Below are 2617 nucleotides of genomic sequence, written 5' to 3' on the forward strand. Positions count from 1 at the left end.
AGTGACAGTTGCAGCCAAAGCGATTGCTGAGAGGAAGACCTTGGGGCAACGGTGATAGCGGGTTGCGATACGTCGCCAGCCCTTGAGCCTGCCGAACATGATCTCGATCCGGTTGCGGCGTTTGTAGCGCCGCTTGTCGTACTTGACGGGCTTTTTGCGCTGTTTTCGGCCTGGGATACATGCGCGTATCCCTTAGTCTTTCAACACATCTCTGAATCAATCAGCGTCATATCCGCGGTCCCCAAGCAGTCGGTCGGCATCAGGAAGGCTGCTCAGCGATGCCCGTGCGCCAATGTAGTCTCTGACCTGACCGGCCGTGACGAACAGGGCCGACCAATCAGACGTCGACGCCCCCCTTTTTGACGCCCATGCTGGTCGCTGTCCGGTGGGCCTTCAGATACGTCGCGTCCACTGCCCGGCAGTTGATTACGCAGCAATCAATGAGAGGGGATCATCACGGTCTTCTGTTCGCCATCCTCGGCGGCCAGGCCGACCATCATCCGAGCGAAAATGCCCTTGTCGCTCCACCGCTTCCAACGGTTGTAGAGGGTCTTCAGCAGGCCATATGCTATAGGCGCATCGCGCCATCGTAAGGCACTGATATTAATTAAGATAATACCACCCAGCACCCGCCCGTCATCAACGCGTGGTTCGCCGTGGGACTTCGGAAAATAAGGCTCACGGCGCGCCACCTGCGCGTCCCTCAGCCAGAAAAGATCAGACATGTTCACCGCTCGTTTTCGAACCGTGAACCATCCAGCCAAGCGGAAATCAATGGGGTCTGACCCTAAGCTTGCTCAATGCTGGCCAGCACCTCTGCCTCGGTCGGCAAGGGGGCAGAAATCATTTTCCTCAACCAGGCAGATTTTCCGAGATAGGTTCTCACAAAGCCTCTTTGCGCTATCTCGAAGCTCTCCGGATTTAAAAGCTGTTTGGATGCGATAAGGTACTGCAATAAGCCGTGAAAGACGTTTGCTGTGTTCTCCCATGCACCGTCTTTTTCTACTGCAGCCGAAAAATAGTTGAGAGGGTAGTCAAAAAAGGAGGCATCCTCGCTTTCCAGAGCGCACATGAAGGGCACAGCATAAAGGTGCAATGTTCCCCTGAACGCAGTCATTGTGTTCAGCAGACCAGCGATGTGGCTGGATTTGTAGAGGAGTCCGACATGTCTGGGCGGCCCCCACAGGAACCTTGCCCGAAGTTTTTCCGGGTCATTGCTTAAGGCGGGTAGGTGATAGGCCGCCGGGCTAAGCGTGTATGACATATCCATACTATCTGGGCAGTCGGTACTATATTCGAAGTGATTAAAATGGACAGCTGCCTTGTCTTGCCGCGCCGCGATTTCGAGAAGATCCAGCGCATTGACCGGCCCGCAGTTAAATAAGTCGTCGTCGCTGCAGCTAAACACAAAATCAAAAGCCCCCGCATAATCCTTGTAGAAGTAGAACAGGTTGTCGTCGAACCCTGTTCCCTTGTTCAGGATGTAACGGTCGCAAAGCTGTTGGATGATGTCACTAGCAGGGTTATTCGGGTCGGAGTCCGTAACGATAACGCTGTACTCTACTTGTCCCATGTATGTCTCGCGCAACTCCGCAAGCTGAGACAATAAACGCACGAGTTGAACATTGCGCCTATATGTCGGGATAACGATACAGATCTTCACAGGAGTCTCCTCCACTCATTTTGAAACTTGATAGATTTTTAGTATAGGTAGCTCGGCAAGCCTGAAAGGCGCTGCTGGGCCTTGCGGATCTGAGGGTAAATCGTGTGGCTACATCTAGGTCTTCTTCTTAGGAGGAAATCGTAAAAAAATCGTCTAGGCTCAGGACACATTGAGCTACTCCCCAATGTTTGGACAGGATCTGGCGTAGTTTAGGGTCAGGATTCATAACCGATAGATGACGGTCGCAGCCAGAGCGATGGCCGAGCGGAATACCTTGGGACAGCGGTCATAGCGTTTTGCGACGCGCCTCCAGTGCTAGAGCCTGCCGAACATGATCTCGATGCGGTTGCGTCGTTTGTATCGGCGCTTGTTGTATCGAACCGGTGTCTTTCGTTGCTTTCGGCCAGGGATGCACGCGCGTATCCCTTTGTCTTGCAACGCTTCTCGGAACCAGTCGGCGTCATAGCCGCGGTCCCCGAGCAGCCAGTCGACCTTGGGCAGGCTACTCAGTAACGCCCGCGCACCGATGTAGTCGCTGACCTGCCCAGCGGTGACGAACAGGCTGAGCGGGCGCCCCTAGCTGTCGCAAATGGCATGCAGTTTGGTATTCATGCCGCCCTTGGTGCGACCGATCAGACTACCGCGCCTCCCTTTTTCGCGGCCATGCTGGTCGCAGTGCGATGCACCTTCAAATAGGTCGCGTCCACTGCCCGGCAGTTGATTACGCAGCAATCAATGAGAGGGGATCATCACGGTCTTTTCCTCGCCGTGCTCGGCAGCCAGGCCAACCATCATCATTGCATCCAGTGCCTGTGCCTGAACGCGAAGATCCCCGCCGGAGCGAGGTTTAAGGTGCTGATATTTCATTGAGAATTTGGTTGCGGGAGTAGGATTTGAACCTACGACCTTCAGGTTATGAGCCTGACGAGCTACCGGGCTGCTCCATCCCGCGAC

At 54.6% G+C, this 2617-nt stretch carries 1 protein-coding gene, 1 tRNA gene and 2 pseudogenes; all 4 read right to left on the minus strand.

Features of this window, described 5'->3' with window-relative positions:
- A pseudogene (locus VWZ85_RS06125) lies at nt 1-725 on the minus strand (IS5 family transposase); the annotation flags it as partial.
- A 62-nt stretch (nt 726-787) separates the two neighbouring features.
- Nucleotides 788-1663: a glycosyltransferase family 2 protein gene (locus VWZ85_RS06130; RefSeq protein ID WP_416543077.1), complete on the minus strand. Its 876-nt coding sequence runs from the start codon at nt 1661-1663 to the stop codon at nt 788-790.
- Nucleotides 1664-1885: 222 nt separating this feature from the next.
- A pseudogene (locus tag VWZ85_RS06135) lies at nt 1886-2464 on the minus strand (IS5 family transposase); the annotation flags it as partial.
- 74 nt (nt 2465-2538) lie between these two features.
- Nucleotides 2539-2615: transfer RNA gene (locus VWZ85_RS06140), tRNA-Met, on the minus strand.
- Between the last annotated feature and the right edge of the window lie 2 nt (nt 2616-2617).

The sequence above is a fragment of the Phaeobacter sp. JH20_29 genome (assembly GCF_048056175.1).
GTDB lineage: Bacteria > Pseudomonadota > Alphaproteobacteria > Rhodobacterales > Rhodobacteraceae > Phaeobacter > Phaeobacter bryozoorum.